Source organism: Bradyrhizobium sp. CCGB20 (assembly GCF_024199855.1).
In the GTDB taxonomy this organism is placed as follows: Bacteria; Pseudomonadota; Alphaproteobacteria; order Rhizobiales; family Xanthobacteraceae; genus Bradyrhizobium.
In genome coordinates this window covers 3,920,198-3,937,868 of record NZ_JANADN010000001.1, presented here as the reverse complement: position 1 = coordinate 3,937,868, position 17,671 = coordinate 3,920,198, and the positions used below count along the sequence as shown (strand labels likewise).

Below are 17,671 nucleotides of genomic sequence, written 5' to 3'. Positions count from 1 at the left end.
CTATTATCTATGCACCGCGCGCCGGTTGCCTGCCTGAAACGACACCCCTATGGTCCGGCCGGGGATGTGGCGGTTCGTCGCAGTTAGAGTGGGTGGTCATGCGTCGTGTCATCGCGATTGCGTTAGCGGGAGCAAGCCTGGGTGGCTGCTCCTCGATGTCCTGGGACATGTTCAAATCGGCGCCGCCGACCGTCCAGGTCCGGCTCGAATCCAATCCCCCGGGGGCTGACGCCACGACCTCGCTGGGCGCGGGCTGCAAGACCCCCTGCTCCGTCTCGGTTCCCGCCCCCGACACCCCGTTTACGGTCGCCTTCGCGCTGCCAAAATACCAGCCTGGAACCGTGCCGGTGAACGTGATCAAGAATCCCGGCGATTTCACCACGCCGGCCTCGGTCACCACCGACCCGAATCCGGTGTTTGCCGAGCTTCAGCCGGCCGCCCCGCCGAAACCGGTCCGCAAGCCGCACCGGCCGAAGAAGCCGAAACCGGTCGCAGCCGCGCCCGCCGCAACACCGGCCGATTCTGCTCCGGCTGAGGGTTCGCCGTTCCCCGATCCGAACGCGGGGAAGCGCTGACTTACGTATACCACCCGATTGTCCTAGCCGCGTCTGATGCTTAGATTACTTCCAGAGCACCGCTGAAGCATCGGTGCGCCCGTCGCCGTAAGTGACAAGGCCTCTCGTATGAACGGACTTTCCGCGAGCCCCCGCGCCGCGCTGTCGAGCGCGATGACCGATCCGTTCGGGCGGACCATCTCCTATTTACGCGTCTCCGTCACCGACCGCTGCGACCTGCGCTGCTTCTACTGCATGTCGGAAGACATGACCTTCCTGCCCAAGGCGGACCTGCTGACGCTGGAAGAGCTCGACCGGCTCTGCTCGGCCTTCATCGCCAAGGGCGTGAAGAAGCTGCGTCTCACCGGCGGCGAGCCGCTGGTCCGCCGCAACGTGATGACGCTGGTGCGCTCGCTGTCGCGCCACCTGTCGAGCGGCGCCCTGAACGAGCTGACGCTGACCACCAACGGCACCCAGCTCGCGAAACATGCCCGGGAGCTCGCCGATTGCGGCGTCCGCCGCATCAACGTCTCGCTCGACACGCTCGATCCCAAGAAGTTCCGGGAGATCACCCGCTGGGGCGAGATCGACAAGGTGCTGGAGGGCATCGAAGCCGCGCGCGCCGCGGGGCTCTACGTGAAGATCAACGCGGTGGCGCTGAAGAACCTCAACGAGGATGAATTGCCTTCGCTGATGCGCTGGGCCCACGGCAAGGGCATGGGCCTGACGCTGATCGAGGTGATGCCGATGGGCGAGATCGGCTCGGGCCGCCTCGACCAGTATCTGCCGCTGTCCCTGGTGCGCGCGCGGCTTGCCCAGCAATTCACGCTGACGGACCTGGCCGAGAGCACCGGCGGGCCGGCGCGCTATGTCAGCGTCGCCGAGACCGGCGGCAAGCTCGGCTTCATCACGCCGATGACCCATAATTTCTGCGAATCCTGCAACCGGGTGCGCATCACCTGCACCGGCACGCTGCACACCTGCCTCGGCCACGAGGATGCCTCCGATCTGCGCAAGCCCCTGCGTGCATCCGATGACGACATGCTGCTTGCGGATGCGATCGACCGCGCCATCGGGCTGAAACCCAAGGGCCACGATTTCATCATCGACCGCCGCCACGACCGCCCCAGCGTCTCCAGGCATATGAGCGTCACCGGCGGCTAGAGCATGATCCGGACCCGGAGTGCCGCGCTAGCGCAAAGTTCGCAGCGATCTTCCGAAAAGATCGCGCTCAAGCAATAGCCCTAAAGCGCGATGTCTCATCGCGCCTTAAGTCAGCGACAACGATCAGACCGGCTTGTGCATGAAGAACTGGGCGATGATCGTCGCGCCCAGGAACGTCCCCGCATTCGCCATCAACGAGACCACGACGATCCGCCAGCCGAGCGATCGGAATGCAGGCATGTCCTTGGCGATGGACAGGCCCGCAAACGCCAGCAGAGGCGTCGCGAGCGCGAGGAAGTTGATCTTGCCGGTTGCAGCCGCGATGTCGGCCGCAAAGGGCGTGGCAGGATAGGTCAACGCCATCGCGACAAGGGACACCCAAACCACGGCAGGCACCCAGCCCTTCGTGAGCAGGTAGATCAGGTGGCCGATCATGACGGCTGCCACGATGATCGCGGTGCCCGCGAGAACCGAGGCGTCCGGCACGGTCTTGTAGGCGATGTAATTGCCGATCAGGGCGATGAGCGCGCTGACGATCCAGATCGACAGGCGCTCGATCGCCGAGACATCCGCCGTCGGTTGATGCGCGAGCGTTGCGCCGGCCGCCGCCGGCGACGTGAGGTCTTCCGACGTCGTCTCGCGGCCGCGACCCAGGATCGGCTCGAGCACACCGTACGCCCAGACCGTGAAGGGCAGCGACAGGAACAGCGTGAAGTAGGTGCCGATGGTCGTCGTGATCAGATTGCTCGCCGCAGCGAAGGCCGCGACATCCTTGGCAACATCAGCGGTCTGTTGAGCCGCGATCGCGCCGGAAGCGGCGGCCATCAGGCTGCCCGAACCGACACCGGCGCCCATGGCGAGGGCGAGCGGGTCGAAGATGCCGAGACCGGTGACAACGCCCGCGAAGATGGCGATGAAGACAGCGCCGAAGATCGTGCCGGTCATGTACTCCGCGAGAACGCCGCGGCCCTCAGCGCTGTTCATCCCGTACTTCTCGCCGATGATGGCGAGGCTTGGCTCGCGTCCGACGGAAAAGGTGGCGCCGATCGCCTCCCGCTTGATGCCGAGCAGCAGGGCAACCGGCAGGCCGAACACCATGGTGCCGAAAAAATGCCCGAACTCCTGGAACACCAATGCCCAGCCTGCGGTGAGGATTTTCGGCAGCGACCCGCCGACCAGCAGCCCGAGCTTGGCGACGAACAGCAGCAAGGCCGGCTGGAGCGCAGCAGCTGCGAGCGCCTGCGTGCGAGCGTCGAAGCGCATCACCGCTGGCAGACGCGGGCTCGCAAGCCCCCAGGCCGCGCCGATCAGCAACGCCCAGAGCAAGGGCAGCAGCACGACCTTGTAGGTCCCACCGAGCGGGACCGTGACGGCGCCGATCAGTTCAGCGAGCAGGACGGTGAGGCCGACGCCGACGAAGACCTTGGACAGGCCCACCCGGCCTGCATCGATTCCGGCCGGTGATGCGGATGTGAAATTGCTCATGCGAAGCCCCCGTTCCACGATGAGATTGATAACTTTGAGACGCTACTCCCGGACGCCCGGTGCGTAGCCGAAGCCCACGGCCGGCTCGGCCGCGGTCTCGACCCAGACGCTCTTGACCTCCGTGTATTCGGAGAGAACCTCGACGCCACTCGAACGGCCGTAGCCGCTCATGCCAGAGCCGCCGAACGGCGATGCGACGTTGATCGTCTTGTAGGAATTGATCCAGAACGTCCCGGCCCTGACCTGCGCGGCGACCCGGTGCGCGCGCGCGACGTCGCGAGTCCAGACCGCGCCGGCGAGACCGAAATCGCTGTCATTGGCGATCGCGACGGCCTCCTCCTCGGTATCGAACGGGATCGCAGCGACGACAGGTCCGAATATTTCGTCGCGGGCAACCGCCATGCTGTTGCTGACGTCACGCAGGACGGTCGGAGCAACGAAGAATCCACCCTGGCTGGGGCTGCCGTCGCTGCCGGTGGCGAGCGTCGCGCCCTCGCTGAGGCCCTGCTTCACCATCGCAAGCACGCGGGCGTATTGCCGGGCATTGTTGATCGGCCCGACCTCGGTGTCTGTCGCATTGGGCGCGCCGACCTTCAGCTTCGCAGCACCGTCTGCGACCATCTTGATGAAGCGGTCGTAGACCGATCGCTCGACCAGAAGCCGTGAGCCTGCGACGCAGCTTTGTCCGGCGCCGGCGAAGATGGCAGCCTGGGCGCCGATCGCCGCGCGTGCAAGGTCGGCGTCGGCGAACACGATGTTGGCGGACTTTCCCCCGAGCTCGAGAACGCAAGGCAACAGGCGCTTGGCGGCGGCTTCCGCGATCAGCCTTCCCGTCGGCACCGACCCGACGAAGACCACCTTCTTGACTGCCGGCCGGCCGAGCGCGGCCTGACCGGTCGTGTGGCCATATCCCGCGAGCACGTTGACAAGACCGACCGGCAATCCGGCTTGCTCGGCGAGGTGCGCGACCGCCATGGAGGTGAGCGGCGTCAGCTCCGACGGCTTCAACAGCACGCCGTTGCCCATGGCGATGGCGGGGGCGACCTGCCAGCCACAGGTGAAGATCGGCGCGTTCCAGGGCGTGATCTGGAGCACGATTCCGACGGGCTCGCGCCGCGTATAGTTGAGATGGCTCGACGGCACCGGAATCACGTCGCCATGAAACTTGTCGGCCCAGCCGGCATAGTATTCGAACATCTCGGCAACCTTGGCGACCTCGACGCGCGTGTCTCGGATCGGCTTGCCGGCCGACACCGACTCAAGGCGCGCCAGTTCTTCCGCCTTGCCTTGGATTGCACGCGCGATCGCCTGCATGACGCGGCCGCGGGCCGCACCGGTCAGCCGTGCCCAGGCGCCTTGCGCCGCGACAGCCGCCGCTGCCGCCTCGGCGACCACGCCCTCGCCGGCATCATGGTAGGCGTAGAGCGGCGCGCCGGTTGCGGGATCGTCGATCGTGATGAGCTCGCCGCGACCAGGAACGATCCGGCCCGCCACGTGGGAGCCGATCGCCGCACAGTCGGGCCAGAACGGGGTGAGCGCATCACGCAGCCGCGTTTCGATGAAGGGGGTCATGGTGTCGCTCACATCCTGCCGAGCTGAAGCTCGACGATCCTGTTGAAGTCTTCGCCATCGCCGATCGAGGCGGCACTGTCGGACCAGACCCGCGCGGTCTCCCGGGCGATCGGCAGATCGAGCGCGAGCTTGGCGATGAGCTGAGCGGCAAGACGGACATCCTTGCGCATCAGCGCCATCGTGAAGCCGGAATCGAAGGCGCCGTTCAGGACCCAGGTCGGCAAATTGACCTGCGTGACGCCGGATCGGCCGGAGCCCGCGTTGAGGCCTTCAAGCAGGCGGGCCGGATCGACATCGGCGTCACGCGCGATGCGCATCGCCTCGGCGGCAGTCAGCAAATGCGCCGCGCAGAGCAGATTGTTGATGATCTTGCAGACATGCCCGGCGCCGACCGATCCGACATGGACCCGCTTCGCGCTCATGTCGCTGAGAACAGGTTCGACTGCGGCGACATCGTCATCCGCGCCGCCGATCACCATGGTCATGGTTGCGGTGATGGCGCCCTTCGGACCGCCGCTGACCGGCGCATCGATCATCGCCATGCCCTGAGCCGCAAGAGCCGCGGCGAGCCGGCGGGTCGTCTCGGGATTGGATGTCGACGTATCGACCACACGCAGGCCTGGCCTCGCATGGGCAATGATACCGTCCTTGCCGGTGACGACGGCTTCGACGATCTCGGCGGTCGGCAGGGAGAGGATGAGAAGATCCGCGCGGGTGCAGAGCGGTGCAAGACCGTCGAAAACCGCAACACCCGCCGCAGCGAGCGCCGCGCGCGCCGCGTCCGACGTGTCGGTCCCAAGCACGTCATGGCCGGCTCGCGTCAGCGAGATCGCCATGCCGCGCCCCATATTCCCGAGCCCTACGACGCCGACGACCGCCATTTCTTGTCCCTCACCCCTGATATTGCCGGGAAACCATAGGCAGCAGAGCCCGGCCTGGGCATCAGCGGTGCGGTTGCCTAATGTTGCCTCATGGGCAACACTTGGGCATGAGTAATTCGGGCCTGGGTAATGCTCTCGACGAGAACCGGCTTCGCTACCTGTTCGAGGCGGCACGCTACGGCGCCGTGCGCGCCGCAGCCGACGCGCTCGGCGTGAACCCATCGGTGGTGAGTCGCCAGATCGCCTTGCTGGAGCAGGAGCTCGACGCCGCCCTCCTCGACCGGCACAGCCGCGGGGTGCGGCCCACCGAAGCCGGCGAGCTGCTGATCGAGCACTACCGCCGCCACACCGTGGACCGCGACGACACCCTCGCAAGGTTGCGGGAACTCCAGGGACTGCATCGCGGTCACATCGACCTCGTGCTGGGCGAAGGCTTTGTCGCGGATCTCATGGGAGGCTCGCTCGGCGAGTTCTGGCGCCGACATCCGCGGTTGACCATTTCGCTGGAGCTTGCGGGCACGAGCGAGGTCATACGTGCCATCGCGGACGACCGCTGCCATATCGGGCTCGTCTATCATCCGCCTCAGGACCCGCGGATTCGCTCCTGCGCTGCGATCCGCCAGCCGATTTGCCTGATCGCGCGCCCCGACCATCCGCTTGCGAAGCTCCGTCGCCCCGTCAAACTACGGGAGATTGCCAAACACGCGCTGGGAATCATGTACGCGGGCTATGGCACGCGCCAGTTGCTCGCGATGGCTGAAACATCCGAGAAGGTCGGCCTCTCGCCGAAGCTGACGACGACCTCGATCAGCATCCTCCGACATTTCGTTCGCTCCGGTCTTGGCGTGACCTTGCTTCCGGCCTTCTCGGTTGCGGCCGACCTGGAGGATGGATCGCTGGTTGCCATCCCGGTCGAAAACGTGCTGCTCGCATCGGCAGAAGCCCAGATCATAACCCGGTTGGGCCGTGAGCTGCCGAACGCGGCCAGCCAGTTGCTCAGGTTCTTGATCGGCCGGATGAAGGCCTTTCAAGCCGGTCGCCGCTAATCCAAGCTTTTGCGGTGTTAAGCTTTTGACCCGGCGTCAATTTGTCCATTTTCCGATTGACGGCACGTGAACCCGCTGGTTTGGTGCGACCGCCTTTGCTTGCCCGGCAGCAATAAGCCGGCCCGCCCCGTTGGCGGTCGCGGTCAAGACGGCAAGGCGCGAGGGGAGGACTGACGCCGCAATCGCTCCGGAATACGATCCGTGTGACCACATGCCTCTTGCATGCGGACCGAGTGATGCGCGCCGATGCCTTCCGTGAAGTGTTGGGCCGCGACGGAGATGAATTAAGATGCGTCCATTTCTGGCGGTGAGCAACGCCATCGACGCCCTCAATGAAAAGATTGGGTACGTCTGTAACATTCTGGTGCTGCTGGCGTGCCTGGTCAGCGCGGCCAATGCCATGATCCGCTATGCCTTCAGCAGCTCCTCCAACGGCTGGTTGGAGCTGCAATGGTACATGTTCGCGATCCTGGTGATGTTCGGCGCGTCCTACACCTTCAAGCGCAACGAGCATGTCCGGGTCGAGATCTTCTATCTGATGCTGTCCGAGCGCGGCCAGCTCTGGCTCGACATGATCGGCACGCTGTTCTTCCTGATCCCCTCCTGTCTGCTGCTCGCCTATCTGTCCTGGCCGTTCTTCATGCAGGCCTATAACGTCGGCGAGATGTCGGGCAATGCCGGCGGCCTGATCCGCTGGCCCATCAAGTTCGTGATCCCCGCCGGCTTCGTGATGCTGGCGCTCCAGGGTATTTCCGAAGTCATCAAGCGTATCGCGGCTCTCCAGGGCTATGTGACGATTGACGCCAAGTACGAGAGGCCGACCCAATGATTACGCTGGAGATGATGCCGCCGCTGATGTTCGGCGGCCTGGTTCTGGCGATGCTGCTCGGCTTCCCCGTGGCGTTCACGCTCGCCGCGGTCGGCCTCTCCTTCGGCTTCCTCGCCATCCATCTCGGATTCTTCGACCTCAACTTCCTCCAGGCGATCCCCGGGCGCGTGTTCGGCAGCGTGCTCTCCAACGAGCTGCTGCTCGCGATCCCGTTCTTCACCTTCATGGGCGCGATATTGGAGAGATGTGGGCTCGCCGAGGACATGCTGGATTCGATGGGCCAGCTGTTCGGCCCGGTCCGCGGCGGCCTCGGCTATTCCGTGATCATCGTCGGCTTCATCCTCGGCGCCATCACCGGCACGGTGGCGGCGCAGGTCATCGCCATGGCGCTGATCTCGATGCCGGTGATGATCCGCTACGGCTACAACATGCGTTACATCACCGGCGTGCTGGCTGCCTCCGGCACGATCACGCAATTGGTGCCGCCTTCGCTGGTGCTGATCGTGCTCGCCGACCAGCTCGGCAAGTCGGTCGGCGACATGTATCTCGGCGCCTGGGGCCCCTCGGTGTTCCAGATCATGCTGTTCGCCGGCTACACCTTCGTGCTCGGCCTGATCAAGCCGGGACACGTGCCGCCGGTGCCGCTGGAAGCGCGCACGCTGACCGGCTGGGCGCTGTGGAAAAAGTGCCTGATGGGCATCATTCCCTCGGCCGTGCTGATCTTCGTCGTGCTCGGCACCATGATGATGGGCCTTGCGACCCCGACGGAAGCCGGCGCGATGGGCGCGGTCGGCGCCATCGTGCTCGCCGCGATCCACCACAAGGACTTCACCTCGTCCGACCGCAAGATCCTCTTCCTCGGCGTGATTGCGGCCGGCATCGGCACCATCGTCGCGATACTGTACAGCGAGAATCTGATCTTCAAGCTCGCCTTTGCGGTGACCTATCTGGCGGTGGCCTGGATCTGCTTCCAGGCCGCGCGCATCCCGGACCTGCGCGACCTGATCAAGCAGGGCTACGAATCGACCATGCGCCTCACCTGCATGGTCACCTTCATCCTGATCGGCTCGACCTGCTTCTCGGTGGTGTTCCTCGGCGTCTCCGGCGGCGTCTGGCTCGAGCATCTCCTGACCTCGCTGCCCGGCGGGGTCTGGGGCTTCCTGATCTTCATCAACCTCTTCATCTTCTTCCTGGCGTTCTTCCTCGACTTCTTCGAGATCGCCTTCATCATCCTGCCGATGATCGCCCCGATCGCGCAGAAGGTCCTCGCCCCCGTGGTGGGACCGGACGCGGCGCTGATCTGGTTCGGCGTGATGCTGTGCGTGAACATGCAGACCTCGTTCCTGCATCCGCCGTTCGGCTTCGCGTTGTTCTACCTGCGCGGCGTCGCGCCCAAGGAAGTGAAGAGCTCCGACATCTATTGGGGTGCGATCCCCTGGATCGGGCTCCAGATGATCATGGTGCTGCTCGTGATCGTCTTCCCGGTCACGGTGACGGGCCTGCTCGACAAGCCGCTCAACGTCGACCTCGACAAGGTCAAGATCGAAGTGCCGCAGATCGACCTGCCGCCGCTGGATCTCGGCCCGCCGCAGAAATAGCGAGGCGCGCTTTCTTCCTTCTCCCCTTGCGGGAGAAGGTGGCGCGAAGCGCCGGATGAGGGGTTGTCTCCGCGCACTCGAATGAGAGTTCGACCCCGCGGAGACAACCCCTCACCCGTCTCGCCGCTATCGCGGCGAGCCACCCTCTCCCGCAAGGGGAGAGGGTGAAGCGACCCGCGCGTGACAAGCGTCACAAACATGGGCATACCGGGCCATCCTCCAACCCCATGGATGGCCTCCCGCATGTCCCGACCGCACCCTGCTCTATCGCTCGCCCGTCCGCTGATCGCTTCGCTCTGGCTCGCCTGTGCGGCGACCATCGCGCAGGCCGAGCCGGTCGCCGATGTCCATGCGCTGGCGCAAAAGGAGCAGCAGCCGCTGCTCGACACCCTGCGCGATCTCGTCAATATCGAATCCGGCAGCAAGGACATCGAGGGCCTGAACCAGATCGCCGAGCGCGTTGCCGGCCAGCTCAAGCAGCTCGGCGGCACGGTGGAGATCCTGCAAGCCAACGACATCTATCGCCTCGACGACACGCCCGAGAAGATCGGCCCGGCCGTGCACGCCGTCTTCAAGGGCACCGGCAGCAGGAAGATCATGCTGATCGCCCACATGGACACGGTGTACCTGAAGGGCATGCTGAAGGACCAGCCGTTCCGCATCGATGGCGACAAGGCCTACGGCCTCGGCATTGCCGACGACAAGCAGGGCGTCGCGCTCATTCTGCACACCGTGGCACTGCTCCAGAAGCTGAACTTCAGGGATTACGGCACGCTCACAGTGCTCACCAACGGCGACGAGGAGATCTCCTCGCCGGGCTGGCGCAGCACCATCACCCGCTTTGCCGCGGATCAGGACGTGGTGTTCTCGTTCGAAGGCGGCGGCACCGACGGCACGCTGCGCCTCGCCACCAGCGGCATCGGCTCGGCCTATCTCACGGTGCATGGCAAGTCGTCGCATGCGGGCGCTCGGCCCGAGGGCGGCGTCAACGCGCTGTACGAGCTCTCGCACCAGGTGCTCCAGATGAAGGACCTGTCGAAGCCCGAACAGGGCCTGAAACTGAACTGGACGGTGTCCAAGGCCGGCACCAACCGCAACGTGATCCCTGCCGACGCCACGGCCCAGGCCGATGCGCGCGCGCTCAAGGTGGCCGATTTCGACGAGCTGGAGAAGGCGCTTCAGGACAAGATCAAGAATCGCCTGCTGCCCGACTCCAAAGTCGACCTGAAATTCGAGGTGCGTCGCCCGCCCCTCGAAGCCAATGACGCCTCGCGCCGCGTCGCGGCCTACGGCAAGACGATCTATGGGGAGATCGGACTGGCCCTCAAGGTCGACGAGAAGGCCACCGGCGGCGGCACCGACGCCGCGTTTGCCGCGCTCAAGACCAACGGGGCCGTGGTCGAAGGCATGGGCCTGTCGGGCTTCGGCGCGCATTCGAACGATGCCGAATATGTGCAGCTCAACAGCATCGTGCCGCGCCTCTATCTGGCCACGCGCATGATCATGGATCTGTCGACCGGCAAGCTGAAATAGCGGCGTCTGCCCGCTACCGCGGCGAGCCACCCTCTCCCACAAGGGGAGAGGGTAAAGACACCGTCTTCTCCGCCGGCGTGAACCGCAGCGTAAACTCCGCGCCGCCGCCCGGGAGATTTTCCACCGCGATCGTCGCCGCGTGATCATCCGCAACGGCGCGCACGATCGAGAGCCCCAATCCCGCGCCGTCGCTGCGCTGGCGGTCGGCGCGCCAGAAGCGCTGGAAGATCAGCTCGCGCTCGCCTTCCTTGATGCCCGGGCCGCGATCGCGCACCCGCACCTCGCCGTTCTCGCGCACCTCGACGTCGACGGACGTGTCCTTGGCCGTGAACTTGATGGCGTTTTCGGCGAGATTGAAGATCGCGCGCTGCAGCATCTCGGAATTGCCGTGGATCAGCACCGGCGCGTCGGTGCCCCTCAGCGCGATGTCCTTGTGCTGCGCGATCGCGAACGGCGCGATGGCGGCGACCACCTCGGCGCAGACGGCGCGCAGGTCGGCGGTCTCGCCGGGATCGAGCACCAGGGTGTCGAGTTCGGCGATCTCCAGCAGCTGGGCGACGATGCGGCTCATGCTCTCGATGTCGTCATGCAGCGCCTGCCTTGCGGCGCCGTCGTGAAGCGTCTCGATCCGCGTGCGCAGGATCGTGAGCGGCGTGCGCAATTGATGCGCCGCGTCGGCGGTGAACTGCCGCTGCACCCGAAAGCCGTCCTCGAGCCGGTCGAGCGCCTGGTTCACCGCGGTGACCAGCGGCATGATCTCGCGCGGGATCTGCTCCGTCGGCAGGCGGATGTCGGTGCGCGCCGGGCCGATATTGCTGGCCTCCTCGGAGGCCTTCCACAACGGCGCGATCGCGCGGCGGAAGATGATGATGTCGGTGGCGAGCAGGACCAGCAGGATCGGAATGGTGATCCACCCGACCCGCCGGAAGAAGTTCGAGATGATGTCGTCGATGATGACGTCGCGGTGCGCGAGGTCCTCGGCGACGCGGATGCGGATGATCTTGCCGTCGATGATCCGGGTGACGCCTGCGCCGGAAATCGTCTCGGACAGCGGCGGCGGCGCGGCTGCGGCGGCGCCCGTCTTGCGGCGGGACGAAAACAGCAAGCGGCCCTCGGCATCGCGGATGTCATAGAGATAGCGGCCGTAGGCTTCCGAATAGAGACCCCGCAGGCTGTCCGGCAGGTTGAACGTCAACAGGCCGTCCGGCTGGGCGACGATGCGCTCCGCCAGGACCTCGGCCTGCGCACGCATGGCATCCCGGTGCAGCTGGTCCACTTCCGAATTGAGCAGCCAGAACAGCACCAGCGGCAGGAAGATCGCGACCACCGCGACCGCGACGATGTGCAGGAACACGATCCGCCAGATCAGCGACTTGAAGGTCGGCGACCTGCCATAGGAGGCGGCGGCAGCCACGCTATTTCTCCTCGGCCATGAGATAGCCGACGCCGCGGATGGTATGGATCACGACCTTGGCGCCGTGCTCGGCGAGCTGCTTGCGCAGCCGCGAGACGTAGACCTCGACGGCGTTGGAGGCGACCTCGCCTTCGAGCCCGAAGATGTGGTCCTCGACGTTTTTCTTCGGCACCACCCGCCCCTGCCGGCGCAGCAGGATCTCCAGCACCGAAGTCTCGCGCGACGAGATGATCCGCGGCTGGTCGTCGACGAAGATCTGGCGGCTTTCGGTATCGTAGACGAGATTGGCAAGCCGCAGCGAGCGGCCGAGCAGCTGGCCGGGCCGGCGCAGGATCGCCTCCAGCCGTGCCACCAGCTCCTCCATCGCGAACGGCTTTGCGAGATAGTCGTCGGCGCCGCTGCGCAGGCCACTGACGCGGTCCTGCAAGCCGCCGCGCGCGGTCAGCACCAGGACCGGCAGCGGCTCCATCTGCCGGCGCAGCTCGCGCAGCACCGACAGGCCGTCGCCGTCGGGCAGGCCGAGGTCGAGGATCATCGCCGCGTAGCTGACGCTGCTCACCGCCTCACGCGCCTCGGCCGCGGTGCCGACGATGTCGCTCTCATAGCCGGCCGCCGCCAGCCCGCCGGCAACGAGCCGCGACAGCTCGGCATTGTCCTCGACGATCAGAAGGCGCATCGCATGTCCGCGGCATGTTCCGGAGCAACCACGCGGCTCGCGCCGCTTGCCGGATTTCTTCCACCATTCCGGCCGCCTCGGCCAGCGAAAAAGCACCTGGCAGGCCGGTCTCTCCTGTCAGGTTAATGTAAGCTGATTGCGACGCGTCCTCATAGGGCAGCGGATGTCGGCTGCTGCGGCGCGAGAGCAGAAATCCCGCGATTGAATAAACATTGCCGCTTCTGCCCCACAACGGACCCGCCACTCAAAATGGCGACCCAGGTCGTCTCTCTCGGCCATGCCCCTTTGGTTTAGGGCATGTTCTTGTCGTCAGCCCAGGAACGGTTCCGCTCCATCGTGGTCGCGACGCCTGGCTGGTCAGAAGTGAGAAATGGCCGGTCGTCGACGTCATGCCACGGTCCTGCTATGAATGTGATTGCGTTCTACCGCCACGATAGCAGATCAAGACCTGAAAAGTGGAAGGCGCACAAGGACATGCACCTTGATAAAGCAGCGAGCGGCACGCTGGTAAGCGCCGTCATGCTGGGCGCCATCGGTTTCGGAATGATCGCGAGCGCCGACGCCCAGGTCGGGCCAGCGGGACCTCCGGCCGTCGGCGTGATGGAAGCGGTCAAGCGGCCCATCATCCAATCCAGCGAATTTCTGGGACGTATCGAAGCGACCAACCGAGTCAATGTGGTCGCGCGCGTCACCGCCTTTCTGGAGCAGCGCAACTTTGCGGAAGGCACCGAAGTCAAGACCGGCGATCTGCTCTACAAGCTCGAGCGCGGTCCCTTCGAGGCCGACCTCAAGTCGAAGCAGGCGCAGGTCGCGCAGCTCCAGGCAACCCTGGTCAACGCCAAGCTGACAACCGAGCGGGCGAGGACTTTGCTGAGCGGGCCGGCCGGCCAGCAATCCACCTATGATGCTGCAGTCGCCAACCAGCAGAGCCTGGAAGCGCAAGTGCAAGCGGCGCAGGCGCAGGTCGACCTATCGCAGATCAATCTCGACTACACCGAAATTCGCTCGCCGATCGACGGCATGATTGGACGCACGTCCGTCACTGAAGGCAACGTCGTCAGCCCGAGTTCGAACGCGCTGACAACCATCGTCAGTCAGGACCCGATGTATGTCACTTTTCCGGTGTCGCTCCGCGAAGCGCTGGATCTGCGCGAACGTTACGCGCCACGAGGCGGCTTCAACGCAGTCGTTATTCGCCTTCGGCTAACGGACGGCCGTCTATATGACCAGATAGGCAAGCTCAACTTTGTCAATAACACGGTGGCGCAGAGCACCGACACGATCATGCTGCGGGGCACTATTCCCAATCCGACCTTGCCGCATCTGTCGGGCGGCCGCCTGACCGTGCGCGAGCTTACCGACGGCGAATTCGTCACGGTGCTGCTCGAAGGCGCGGAGCCGGTCGATGTGGTGGCGATCCCGCGTTCCGCCGTGCTCTCGGATCAGCAAGGCGAGTATGTTTTTGTCCTGGGCGCTGACAACAAAGCCGAACAGCAGCGAATTCAGCTTGGCCAATCAACGCCGACGGTTGCATCTGTGACAAGCGGACTTTCGCTAGGCGAAAAGGTGATTGTCGAGGGCCTGCAACGGGTGCAGCCCGGCCGGCCTGTGGCGCCGGGACCCGCGAGCGCGCTGCTGCAGTCGAGCATGAATGCGAGCGCGGATAGTGGCAGCATCCAGAAACGCGGCGGCGGGATCGGCCCGAAACCGACGGGCGCAGCCCCATGATTTCGTCGGTCTTCGTGGATCGTCCACGCCTGGCGATTGTGATCGCCTTTGTCATCACAATCGCGGGTGCGCTTGCGCTCTTGCAGATCCCGGTGGCACAGTTCCCGGACATCGTACCGCCGCAGGTCACCGTTAGCGCCAACTTTCCGGGCGCGTCCGCCGAGGTGGTGGAATCGAGCGTCGCCCAACCGCTTGAGGCCCAGGTCGTCGGCGTCGACAAGATGCTCTACATGAAGTCGACCAGCGGCAACGACGGCAGCTATACGCTGACTGTCTCGTTCGCGCTCGGCACCAATCCCGACATCAATACCGTGAATGTCAATAACCGCGTGCAGAGCGCGCTCGCGCAACTGCCGACCGAAGTGCAGGCTCAGGGTCTGACGGTACAGAAGCGATCCTCGGCGGTGCTGCAGTTTATCGTGCTCTACAGCAAGAACGGCGAGCAGGATCCGCTGTTCATCACCAACTATGCCATTATCAACGTCCTCGATGCGATTTCTCGCACACCCGGCGTCGGCCAGGCGACGCTGTTCGCCAAGCTGAATTACTCCATGCGCATCTGGTTCGATACGCAGCGCCTTACCAGCCTCAATCTGGCGCCGTCTGACGTGATCGCGGCGATCCGCACACAGAGCGTGCAGGCACCGGTCGGCCGCATCGGGGCCCGCCCGATCAGCGACGACCAGCAGTTCCAGTTCAATGTGCAGACGCAAGGTCGGCTGACCACCTCGACGCAGTTTGGCGATATCCTGCTGCGCGCCAACCCCGACGGCTCGGTATTGCGGATCAAGGACGTCGCCCGCGTCGAGATCGGCGCGCAAAATATGGACAGCGAATCTCGGATCGACGGGCAGGCCGGCGTACCCATGGGCATCTATCTCGCCCCAGGCGCAAATGCGGTGACGACGGCGAGAGCCGTGCAGGCTACGCTCACCAGATTGTCGGAGCGGTTTCCGCCCGGGTTGACGTACCTCGTGCAATACGATTCGACGACCTTTGTTACTGATACGATCAAGGAAGTGCTGAAGACGCTCGGCGAAGCCTTCGTGCTCGTCGTGATCGTGGTCTTCCTGTTCCTCGGCAATTTGCGCGCGACCGTGATTCCGGCCGTCGCCGTTCCCGTCAGCCTGATCGGCGCCTTCGCGGTCCTCTTGGCGCTCGGCTACTCCGCCAACACGGTCTCCCTGCTCGCGATGGTGCTCGCTATCGGCATCGTGGTTGATGATGCGATCGTCGTTGTCGAGAATGTCGAACGCGTGATGGAGGAGGAACCGGATCTTTCGCCCGCCGATGCGACCAAAAAAGCGATGGCGCAGATCACCGCGCCGATCATTGCGATCTCGCTGGTGCTGTTATCGGTGTTCGTGCCGATCGCGTTCATCCCGGGAATCTCGGGAACGTTGTTTCGCCAGTTCGCGGTCACGATCAGCGCGGCGATGGTGATCTCGGCGCTAAACGCGCTCACGTTGTCGCCGGCGCTCTGTGCGGCGTTCCTGCGCCACACTGGACCACGGCGCGGCATCATGGCGCGCGTGCTCGGCGGAATCGATTGGGTTCGCGACCGCTATGCCGGCATCGTGCGCCGCCTGTTGCGCATGGCGCTGTTGTCGCTTGTCGCGGTGCTGGTGTTCGCGGGCGGAATTTTTGGCGTGTCGCGCATCACTCCGACCGGGTTTCTGCCCGAGGAGGACCAGGGCGCGTTCTTCATTGCGGTGCAACTGCCCGACGCGGCGTCGGTCGCGCGTACCAGCGAGGTGACCAGGCAGGTCGAAACGTTGCTCAAGCAGATTCCCGCAATCGAACACGTGCTCTCGATCATCGGCTTTTCGTTGCTCGATGGTGGCAACCAGCCGAATTCGGCCTTCATCGTCGCGCGAATGAAGCCATTCGCGGATCGCACGGCAGCCTCGGATTCGGTGCAGGCGACTATCCGGCGGACGTTCAACGCCGGCGCGCAAATCCGCGAGGCCAACATTCTGCCGTTCAATCTTCCGCCGATTATCGGTCTATCGACCTCAGGCGGGTTCGAATATCAACTCGAGGCGCTCGAGGGGCAGGATCCTGCGGCGGTCGGCAGCGTGGTGAGTGGCTTGATCAGCGTGGCGAACCGCGATCCGCGGCTGACGCGCGTGTTTTCGACCTTCACCGCGACCAATCCATCGATCTATCTTGATATCGACCGCGCAAAGGCCCAGGCCCTTGGCCTCAACATGAGTGACGTGTTCACGGCGTTGCAGGCAACCCTCGGCGGGTTCTATGTCAACAACTTCAATTTGTTCGGCCGTACCTGGCAGGTCAATGTGCAGGGCGAAGCGGCCAATCGCGGTGACATGTCAGACATCTGGCAAATCTACGTTCGCAACAGCACCGGCGAAATGGTACCGATTCGCTCCATCGCGAACATCAGGATCGTGACCGGGCCGCAGGTGATCACGCGCTACAACAACTACCGCTCGGTCACCATCAATGGCGGACCTGCGGCCGGCGTTTCCTCAGGCACGGCGATCGCTGCGATGGAGGAGCTCTCCAAATCCACGTTGCCGGCGGGCTATTCCTTCGAATGGACCGGCACCGCCTATCAGGAGCAGGCGGCGTCGGGCCAAACGGGCGTCATCCTCGGACTGGCAGTGCTGTTCGCATATCTCTTCCTGGTGGCGCTCTATGAGAGTTGGACCATTCCTGTCCCCGTCTTGCTGGCCGTCGTGGTGGGTGTTCTCGGCTCCTATGTGGCGATCAAGATCGCCGGGCTCAATCTCGACCTCTACGGCCAGATCGGGCTCGTCGTGTTGATCGCGCTCGCTGCGAAGAACGGAATTCTGATCGTGGAATTCGCAAAGGAGCAGCGTGAATCCGGTCGATCGGTGGAAGATGCGGCGGTGCTGGGATCACAAATGCGGTTCCGAGCCGTGATGATGACCTCGATCGCATTCATCCTCGGCCTGGTGCCGCTGGTTGTCGCGACTGGAGCGGCCGAAATCAGCCGCCGCGCGGTCGGCACCGCGGTGTTCGGCGGGATGCTCGCGGCAAGCTCGATCGGCATTTTCCTGGTGCCGTTGCTGTACGTGACCTTTCAGCGATGGCGGGAGATGGCGAAGCATCGCGTTGGCAAATCCGGCCGGACACCGCTTCCCCCGGCAGTCTGATAAACACTGAAGCTCGTCTCTTTCGCCGCGCCGGCGCGATTTCGGTGG

13 protein-coding genes are annotated in these 17,671 nt (G+C 64.6%); 8 read left to right on the top strand and 5 right to left on the bottom strand.

Annotated elements, in window-relative coordinates; all coding sequences use genetic code 11:
* Window positions 1-98: 98 nt before the first annotated feature.
* Both NLM15_RS17995 and moaA read left to right on the top strand, forming a co-directional pair.
* Window positions 99-575: a hypothetical protein gene (locus tag NLM15_RS17995; RefSeq protein WP_254118402.1), complete on the top strand. Its 477-nt coding sequence runs from the start codon at window positions 99-101 to the stop codon at window positions 573-575.
* 108 nt (window positions 576-683) lie between these two features.
* On the top strand, window positions 684-1,718 hold the full coding sequence (gene moaA / locus NLM15_RS17990) for a GTP 3',8-cyclase MoaA (protein WP_254118401.1): 1,035 nt from the start codon (window positions 684-686) through the stop codon (window positions 1,716-1,718).
* Between the two features lie 123 nt (window positions 1,719-1,841).
* Here moaA and NLM15_RS17985 read toward each other — a convergent pair whose 3' ends face one another.
* The 3 genes from NLM15_RS17985 to NLM15_RS17975 are packed head-to-tail and all read right to left on the bottom strand — an operon-like array spanning window position 1,842 to window position 5,878.
* Window positions 1,842-3,203, bottom strand: coding sequence for a DUF3100 domain-containing protein (locus NLM15_RS17985; RefSeq protein WP_254118400.1), 1,362 nt, complete (start codon window positions 3,201-3,203; stop codon window positions 1,842-1,844).
* A 42-nt stretch (window positions 3,204-3,245) separates the two neighbouring features.
* Complete coding sequence (locus NLM15_RS17980) at window positions 3,246-4,775, bottom strand: aldehyde dehydrogenase (RefSeq protein WP_254118399.1); 1,530 nt, start codon at window positions 4,773-4,775, stop codon at window positions 3,246-3,248.
* An 8-nt stretch (window positions 4,776-4,783) separates the two neighbouring features.
* Complete coding sequence (locus tag NLM15_RS17975) at window positions 4,784-5,878, bottom strand: NAD(P)-dependent oxidoreductase (RefSeq protein ID WP_256565458.1); 1,095 nt, start codon at window positions 5,876-5,878, stop codon at window positions 4,784-4,786.
* Between NLM15_RS17975 and NLM15_RS17970 the strand changes: the two genes are divergently transcribed.
* The 4 genes from NLM15_RS17970 (at window position 5,764) to NLM15_RS17955 (ending at window position 10,662) form a co-directional block, all read left to right on the top strand.
* A complete protein-coding gene (locus tag NLM15_RS17970) occupies window positions 5,764-6,702 on the top strand; it encodes a LysR family transcriptional regulator (protein WP_375166848.1) in 939 nt (312 codons plus the stop codon). The two genes, NLM15_RS17975 and NLM15_RS17970, sit on opposite strands and share 115 nt — an antisense overlap.
* A gap of 289 nt (window positions 6,703-6,991) precedes the next feature.
* Window positions 6,992-7,531 carry a TRAP transporter small permease subunit gene (locus NLM15_RS17965; RefSeq protein WP_254118397.1) on the top strand — a complete coding sequence of 180 codons (540 nt, stop codon included), beginning with the start codon at window positions 6,992-6,994 and terminating at the stop codon, window positions 7,529-7,531.
* The gene (locus tag NLM15_RS17960; RefSeq protein WP_254118396.1) at window positions 7,528-9,129 is read left to right on the top strand and encodes a TRAP transporter large permease subunit; all 1,602 of its coding nucleotides are present in this window, start codon (window positions 7,528-7,530) and stop codon (window positions 9,127-9,129) included. Before NLM15_RS17965 ends, NLM15_RS17960 begins: the two co-directional genes overlap by 4 nt.
* 243 nt (window positions 9,130-9,372) lie before the next feature.
* Window positions 9,373-10,662: a M20/M25/M40 family metallo-hydrolase gene (locus NLM15_RS17955; protein WP_254118395.1), complete on the top strand. Its 1,290-nt coding sequence runs from the start codon at window positions 9,373-9,375 to the stop codon at window positions 10,660-10,662.
* A gap of 13 nt (window positions 10,663-10,675) precedes the next feature.
* On the opposite strand, the gene NLM15_RS17950 is transcribed toward NLM15_RS17955, so the two are convergent.
* Window positions 10,676-12,076, bottom strand: coding sequence for a HAMP domain-containing sensor histidine kinase (locus NLM15_RS17950; protein WP_254118394.1), 1,401 nt, complete (start codon window positions 12,074-12,076; stop codon window positions 10,676-10,678).
* A gap of 1 nt (window position 12,077) precedes the next feature.
* On the bottom strand, window positions 12,078-12,752 hold the full coding sequence (locus tag NLM15_RS17945) for a response regulator transcription factor (protein ID WP_254118393.1): 675 nt from the start codon (window positions 12,750-12,752) through the stop codon (window positions 12,078-12,080).
* 519 nt (window positions 12,753-13,271) lie between these two features.
* On the opposite strand from NLM15_RS17945, the gene NLM15_RS17940 reads away from it, so the two are divergent.
* Complete coding sequence (locus NLM15_RS17940) at window positions 13,272-14,480, top strand: efflux RND transporter periplasmic adaptor subunit (RefSeq protein WP_375166941.1); 1,209 nt, start codon at window positions 13,272-13,274, stop codon at window positions 14,478-14,480.
* A complete protein-coding gene (locus NLM15_RS17935) occupies window positions 14,477-17,623 on the top strand; it encodes an efflux RND transporter permease subunit (protein ID WP_254118392.1) in 3,147 nt (1,048 codons plus the stop codon). Before NLM15_RS17940 ends, NLM15_RS17935 begins: the two co-directional genes overlap by 4 nt.
* Window positions 17,624-17,671 lie beyond the last annotated feature (48 nt).